The 7,594-nt window shown below is 53.1% G+C and carries 8 protein-coding genes; all 8 read left to right on the top strand.

Features of this window, described 5'->3' with window-relative positions; genetic code table 11:
* Positions 1-898, top strand: an 898-nt coding sequence (locus VLA04_02230) for a hypothetical protein (protein HSI20507.1), incomplete at its 5' end; no start/stop codon positions are given.
* Positions 899-1,009: 111 nt separating this feature from the next.
* Positions 1,010-2,098: a hypothetical protein gene (locus VLA04_02225; GenBank protein ID HSI20506.1), complete on the top strand. Its 1,089-nt coding sequence runs from the start codon at positions 1,010-1,012 to the stop codon at positions 2,096-2,098.
* Positions 2,099-2,851, top strand: coding sequence for a hypothetical protein (locus tag VLA04_02220; GenBank protein ID HSI20505.1), 753 nt, complete (start codon positions 2,099-2,101; stop codon positions 2,849-2,851). It abuts the gene before it with no gap.
* Between the two features lie 82 nt (positions 2,852-2,933).
* Complete coding sequence (locus VLA04_02215) at positions 2,934-3,851, top strand: DUF916 domain-containing protein (GenBank protein HSI20504.1); 918 nt, start codon at positions 2,934-2,936, stop codon at positions 3,849-3,851.
* 7 nt (positions 3,852-3,858) lie between these two features.
* Complete coding sequence (locus VLA04_02210; protein HSI20503.1) at positions 3,859-5,121, top strand: dockerin type I domain-containing protein; 1,263 nt, start codon at positions 3,859-3,861, stop codon at positions 5,119-5,121.
* A gap of 2 nt (positions 5,122-5,123) precedes the next feature.
* Positions 5,124-5,696 (top strand): cohesin domain-containing protein, encoded by a 573-nt coding sequence (locus VLA04_02205; protein ID HSI20502.1) that lies wholly within the window; start codon positions 5,124-5,126, stop codon positions 5,694-5,696.
* Positions 5,697-5,699: 3 nt separating this feature from the next.
* Positions 5,700-6,881, top strand: a complete 1,182-nt coding sequence (locus VLA04_02200) for a cohesin domain-containing protein (GenBank protein ID HSI20501.1) — start codon at positions 5,700-5,702, stop codon at positions 6,879-6,881.
* A gap of 72 nt (positions 6,882-6,953) precedes the next feature.
* Positions 6,954-7,594, top strand: a 641-nt coding sequence (locus VLA04_02195) for a hypothetical protein (GenBank protein HSI20500.1), incomplete at its 3' end; no start/stop codon positions are given.

The raw sequence follows: 7,594 nt of genomic DNA, 5'->3' as shown, positions 1-7,594 counted from the left end.
TAAAGATGGTGGCGCAGACTCCGGTTGGGCAATCGATACTACCAACGCCGCCACTGGTTACCTCTACCTTTTGAACACAACAGGTAGCGCCGTAACTCAGAACGACTTCGTCATTGTTCTTTCCACTATCACCAACCCAAGTTCCACTGTTTCCGGTGGTAACGAATGTGACGCTGTTGCTAACAGCGACACTTGCTACATTCGCATCGAGACTCACACAGAGGACACCGTTGCTGAAATTGACTCTGCTACCTACCGCGAAGACACTGGTGTAACTACCTTTACCGTTGTTACCCCTGTCACCGTTACTGCTACCGTTGACCCATCCCTTACGTTCACTGTTGCTGCTGTAACCAGTGGTAACCTTTCAACGAACGACAGTAACGCTTCTTGTGCCAACCCTGTTACCAGCACCTCTACCACCCTGCCATTTGGCAACCTTGGTATCGGTATCGCTGCTAACCGTTGTTCACAGCACAGCCTTGCTGTTGCTACCAACGCACCTTCCGGTTACGACGTTTACTTCAAGTTCGTAGGAACCAACCCGCTTACGGGAACAATCGGTTCAAACAACATCGACGTATTCGCTAACTCCAGTGCAACCTTTGGTTCACCGCAGCTGTTCAACGTTGACCCAACTGGTACATCTGCCAACGTCAACTCCGGTTGGATTGGTCTCCGTTCTACCGACATTGGTGGATTCGGTTCAAACCTTTACGCTCCTCCAGCAGTCAACAACTCTTCAACCGTTGGTGACTCTGTAATGACAAGTTCTGGTCCAGATCTTGGTACAGGTTCAAACATCAAGTATGTTACCCTCAAGATTGCAGTAAACGCGCTACAGCCTGCAGACACCTACACAGGTACTGCACAGTATAACGTGGTCGCTCGCTACTAACCCTAGCTGCCGACAAAGAGAGGAATGCCCTGTGCATTCCTCTCTTTTTTTGATGGAAGAATCCGGCTCTAACCCCGACACACTGGAGGTTTTTTACTTTATAATGATTGCATGCGCACGTTACGCTTGATCAATATTCCGGTAGGCGCCCTAGTCTTTGCACTCACACTCCTACCGGGTTTCCATTTTCCTATTGCTCGGGCAGCATCGCTTACCGCGATTAGCGACACCCTTAGCAGCACCACCGCAACTGAGACGGGGGTGACTCATACCGTTGCCTTCACCACTGCATCTACAGATTTGCTCAAGCGCATTTACGTCCGGTTTTCCACTACCCAAGGTGGGACAACGCGCCCTTCCGGCCTAAGCCTCCAGAACGCCACGCTCGGCACGGTAGGCAACCTTGGCAGTGATTGGACTCTCAGCACAAGCTTTTATGCGAGTGGCATTCTCTTTATTGAACGTCCCACTGCCGCATCAGTCCCTAGTGGTAGCCTAGCCTCGATTGAGTTCAACAACATTACCAATTCGGCTATCGACAATTGCGAAGCCGCAAGCGATACATTATTGGATACATGCCATGTCCGCATTACAACGTACTCAGATGACGGCACCACAAGTGTAGACAGCGGCGATACAACGTATACAGTACGGGAAGACCCCTTCCTTACCTTTCAAGTTGAGGATGTTAGCAGTGGGCAAACCCACAACGGGGTAACTTCAAATATTTCTTCGAGCAGTACCGGTCTTTCTTTTGGGCGCATCCCCCTTCAGACCGTACGCTATGGAACGCATAAGCTGACCATCACGACGAATGCCCCCAGGGGGTACACCGTCTACGCAAAACTGGAAGATGAGATTGAGGGCGTAAACTTCCCCAATGTGAACTTTGACCCGTTTGGTGCTACCAATGCCACTTGGAGCAATCCGCAGGCATGGTCGTCACCCGATGGCACGAGTCCCAGCATTAACAGTGGCTGGTTTGGGGCCAATACCAGTGACACCCGGGTGAGTGGCTGGAGCACTGGTTCAGGACGGTTTGGCCCACTGGGTACAACCGCGCGCCCAGTTGCCACCTCGGCAGGACCGGAACGCGCTGGCGTGGTCATCTACATCTCCTATGCACTCGAGGCGAATATTGTCCAAGCAGGAGACACATACCTTGGCAGCTTGACCTATAACATCCAACCCCTTTACTAAATGAGCGTAGCCCGGAAGCAGATAGACAGGATAATCGTCATGGGAGGAGGAGTTTTCCTCGCCCTTTTGGTGATTCTTTCCTGGGTACCGCAATCCTGCCCTGTCCTGCGCCACGCCTTGGTAGGATGTCCCGGCCCGCGCCTGGCGTTCCAGAGTGCTGAAGAAAAAGAAATCAACCGGATCCCCCACCAAGACATCCGCACCTCTGAGGTAAACATTAATGTCAAACCCCAAGAGAACCGGCAGAAGACAAGGGTGACGTTTGCCTATCAAGCCCCCGAAGGTACCCAAGCCACCCTTCTTATTGATGCCGGGAACGAGCGCCAGGAGATTGCCACTATCACTCATCCCCTCCTTAAGGATATCCCCTGGTCCCGCCTCTCAAATAAAGCGCCGGATGCCAGCCTCTTTACTAAGGACGAAGTGGCAAGCTCCAGTATTCAGACCTACCTAGCCTCCCAACCAAATAAGGTGGTCGCAGACGTGGCGGCGGTGAAAGCCTTTGCCCTACCCGCCGGAACCTATGTCCCGCTTACTGAAGCAAAAACACTGGATGACCAAAGCGCAATCCTTGTTTCCTACCTTCCACCAACAAAAGATGGTACGTGGTTTTGGTTTGAACAAGAGTTTAATATTTCCTCATACCAACCTAACTCAGAAGGAAATTTGCAGTTCTTTATTAGGCTGAATGAAGCTGTTAGCGAAGCCGCGCCGTTCCGTTTGGGAGAATTTCATGTTGACTACAGAAGTTAGATGTTATACCCATCGGCTTGCAGCTTCCTAATTTTCTGCTGATAATAGAGTGAATTTAAGCAATCCCTTTATGCCCGCCTGTATGCGCAAGACCTTCAAGAAGATTGCTACAGCAATACTGGTAGCTATAGCCTTTGGTCTCTTTCCCCAACCAGCCAGCGCAGACAGTATCACTGTATCGCCTCCTCGCTTTGAATTGTTCGGAAACCCTGGAGATGTAATCTCCGAGAAGATCAAGATCAAGAACGACAGCGACACCGAGGTAACGTACCAAGTCGAAGTCGAAGACTTTGTTGCCCAAGGTGACGAAGGAAGCGTTGGGTTTGTAGACCCCAGCACCTCTAACGAGACATTCTCCCTGGCGCGATGGGTCACTTTTGAACCAAGCAAGTTCACTGTTCCCCCAGCCCAAGAGCGTGTCATCTCTTACACAATCCGTATTCCTCGCAACAGTGAGGCAGGTGGACACTACGGAAGCGTCCTTGTAAAACGTGCCGGAACCGCAGCCCCAGGAGCCGCCTCTGTGGACTCCCGTGTCGGTTCGCTTATCCTGCTCCGTGTCAGTGGAAACATTACTGAAAAGCTTTCTCTAGAGTCATTCCGCACCGAGAACTCATTCCAGCAGTACGGACCTGTAGACCTTCACATGCGGTATAAGAACGAAGGTAATGTACACGTTGCCCCTACTGGCACCATCGTGATCACCAATATCTTTGGTAAGAAGGTGAAAGAAATTGTTATCACCCCTACCAACATCCTCCCCGATGCCTCACGCGTTGTGACCGCAAACTGGGACACCAAGAACTTGGTTGGCCAGTATACCGCCTCCCTTGTAGTCAACTATGGACAAGGCAAGCAGGCACTCGCAGGAAGCACTTCGTTCATTGTCTTTCCTCTCTATCTCCTCGTAGTCCTTGTTGGCGTAATCCTCGCCATCTACCTGCTCATCACAAAGCGTAAAGCCGTCAAACGGCTGATCAATAATCTCACCAGAGACTAGGCTGCGCATGAAAGAGGGGCAAATGAGGGTACATGCCAGCAAATTCGCTGCTCTGTTCGTATCGGTCCTACTCGGACTGTTCAGTCTTTTTGCGCATCCTGCACCTACCTATGCGGTAAGCGGCTTGGACTTAGTGCGCGACTTCGTAGGCACCAATGCGCCGAACGTCTCGAATATCACGCACGATATCTACTTTGTCCTGCCAATCGATGCACAACAAGTCACGCCTTCTGAGTGGGTCCTCATTAACTTCCCCAACTACACCAATATTAATGCCAGCAATATTTCATTGTCTGGCCATTTTGGGACACCCACCGTTACGGTAGTTGGCACCACGGTCCGCATTACCGACATCTCCCTCCTGGCGGGCACAGGGCTGAATATCATTGGTATTTCTGCAACCAACCCCTTGGTGAACCTAGGGCAGCAGGTAGTCATTTCCATTACGGAAGATGCAGCGGGCGCCACAATTCGCAACCAAGTGATCACCCTGCCACTGACCCAGGGTGGGAACGTTGTCGTATCGGCTACCGTCCAAAGCGGGCTTAGTGCGGTAAATATTTCCGGGCACACTTCTCCCAACTCCTTTGTGGTCCTTACGGAATCCAGTGCGGTGATTGGTACTACCCTCTCTTCAGGGGTAGGCTTTTTCAGCTTCCCCGTTACCGGCTTGAACCCTGGGGCGCATACCTTTTCCATTTCTTCCACCGACGAAGACTCCCGCTCTACTTCCGTCTCTACGCTCAACCTCTTCCTCATTTCGGGCTCGCTTACTACTGTTACCGGCATCCTGCTCTCCCCTAGTATCGAAATTAACGTAGTGGAGATTGACCCAGGCCAGACGGTAACCGTCTCCGGTGCAGCCCTGCCCAATGCGCAGATCAACATCTTCCTAGAGGCACCGCTGCGCAGTTACGTAGCAACTACCGATGCTTCAGGTGATTGGACCTTTACCATCTCGGGCACCGAGACCTCTACCCTCACCCCGGGCCAGTACCAGGTGTACACAAACGTACAGGACAGTGTGGGAACGCAGAGCATCACCAGTCCGACGGTCAACTTCCAGGTCAAATCCCCCGATTCATCAAACCCGGCACCTGCCTGTAACATTTCTCACGGTGACCTGAACTGTGACACCCGCACCAACCTGGTAGACTTTTCGATCCTTCTCTTCCACTGGCAGACCAACCACAAGGTGGCAGACATCAACAGTGACAATAAAGTGAACCTTACCGACTTCTCCATCATGATGTTCTACTTCGTCCGTTAGTCATGAATACCTTCACCACCCTTCTTCATCGCACCCTACTTGGCTACAAGCGCCAGGGTAACCGCTCCAAGGCTTTGCTGTGGACCATTCTAGGCGTGCTCATACTCCTTGCCCTCCCGGTGGCTATCCGGAAACAGCAGATAGACACGCTCAAGCAGTCCCGCATGTACTTTCTTCCGCCGACTACCGATATTATTCCGGGAGAAGTTTTTCCTGTCGAAGTGCGTATTCAAACAAACGGCACACCTGTGAACGCGGTCTCCGCACACGTGCAATTCAAGTCCCAGTTCCTGGAAGTGGTGAATATGACCACCGAGAAATCGTTCTGCACGTTTTATCTGGACAATAGCTTTGATAACATAAAGGGAGAAGTAAATGTGTCGTGCGGCATTCCCAATCCTGGCTTCCTCGGTGACACCGTAGTAGTGCGCATGAATATGCGCGCAAAAGCGGTTGGCTCCACCACCGTCACCCTTGATCCCGAACGTAGCCAAGTACTGGCTAATGACGGAAAAGGCACCAACATTGCACAAGAACTTCCCGATCTTCCCCTTACGGTTAAACCGATTCTCTAGTTCATGCTTACCCGCTTCGCCAAACCCGCCCTCTTCCTGCTAGTGACGATTTTGGCGATCCCTCTCGCCGCGCTCCATAAGCCAGAGCCAGCCCAGGCAGCGGCCTCCATGTTTGTGAGCGGGGCATCCAGCGTCACTGTTGGGCAGGACATTTCCGTCACAATCTACGTAAATACAGGCGGCGCATCGGCTAATGCCTTTGATGCCCACTTCTCCTACCCTACCAACCTCTTTGAAGGTGTACGCGGCACGTACTCGGGATCCGTCTGTACGCTGCAAATCTCTTCTGCAGACCCAAGCGGTGGTGGGGCCGATATTTCCTGTGGCAAACCTTCTGGATACACAGGCACAGGCTTGGTAGCTACCGTAGTCTTGAAAGCACTCACTGCCGGAAGCGGTAACTTTGGACTAAGCAGCTGTCAGGTACTTGCTAATGACGGTGCAGGAACAGACATTACCGGCGGATGTAGCGGGAAATCCGTTACCGTCACAGGTGCAGGTGAAGTTGCACAAGCCACCCCAACCCCTACGCCAACCCCTGGCTCGACCCTTGCCCCTACAGCCGATCCCAGTAAAGCACCTAGGGTTACTCCTACCCCCAAGCCCACCACAACCCCCAAGGTTACCCCAACTCCGACCCCTGGTGGTCCTGCTGCGCCTGTAGCTGGCGCAACAACACCTGAGCCAACTCCGCCAATCAACCCACCAGAAGCCACGCTTCTCCCCGAGTCAACGCCGACGCCTGATGCAAGCGCAACACCTGAGCCAGAAACGCCTCAGACTGAGCGCCGTAGCATTGGACAAGCCGTACGGGATGTCTTTGGCACCCTAGGCGACTTTAAGTCACTGACCGGCGATACCACTGGCGCCATTGCCCTGCTCCTTACCATGATCCCAGCGCTCGCCCTTGCGTTTGCCATTATGGTCCTGGTGTACCGGCTCTACCTCTTGGAGCGCCGCCGCCGCCGTACCCTGGACCGCCTCTTCGAGCTTGAACTGTCCGAACTTGCCTCCCTTGAAGGGAAGCTCGACCTCCTTGCCGAAAAGGGCGCCAAGGGCAAAGAACAGTTCAAAGAAGAGTTCAAAGCCGCCAAAGAAAACATCCTCCGGCAAATCAAACCTGATTACGGCAAGGCTGTTGAATCGCCAAAGAAAAAGGCAGAAGAGCCGCCTGCAGCCAAATAGGGAAAACCGAGGCACATAGCCTCGGTTTTTTATTGAGCGTTCGAGAAAAGCCATGGTACGATAGATGTACCTATGCCGCCAAAACGCTTGAATACCCCGGCACCATCTACTGCTCCTCAGGAGGAGCAGTTTTGGGCACCCCCTGCCGAACTGCAGGACCAACGCAGCCGCATGGGGGAGCAAATCTCCCGCCTGCAGCAGCGGCAGCTTGAGCTTGTCCAGGAAACCGCAAAGGAACTGGAGGAACTGAAGCACCAACTCTCAGAAGGCAGCGCAATGGAGGAGCACATCACCCGTGCCCGCCAACCCCTTATCCTTGAGATATCCAACCTCCGCACTACCCTGGCTAACCTTGAGGCGGAGAAGCGTGCCGCTCAGGAAGAGCTTGTCCGCGTGCAGTCTGAGTACCAGGGACACTATGTCCAGATGCAAGGCGCGCTCAATTCCCTAAAGAACATCATCCGAAGCCAGGCGCGTGCATTTGACCAGCAGGTCCGCGTATTTTCCCTGGATGCCACCCAGACTATTGAGGGTATGTTGAGCTCTGTGGATGCGGCTGCCGTGCCTAGCCCTGAGCTGAAGGCAACCAAAAATGTTTCCCCGGATCCCCGCGCTCTTCCTGACACAAACCTGGAATCACTCCTCGCAGAGTTTCCCCTCCCTGCCACCCCGTCACGGGCAATGGCTCAGGAAGTCCGCACTGAGAAGCCTAG

The sequence above is a fragment of the Verrucomicrobiia bacterium genome (assembly GCA_035460805.1).
Classification (GTDB): domain Bacteria; phylum Patescibacteriota; class UBA1384; order CAILIB01; family CAILIB01; genus DATHWI01.
The sequence above is the reverse complement of the archived record's forward strand: the minus strand, read 5'-3'. Positions and strand labels throughout refer to the sequence as shown.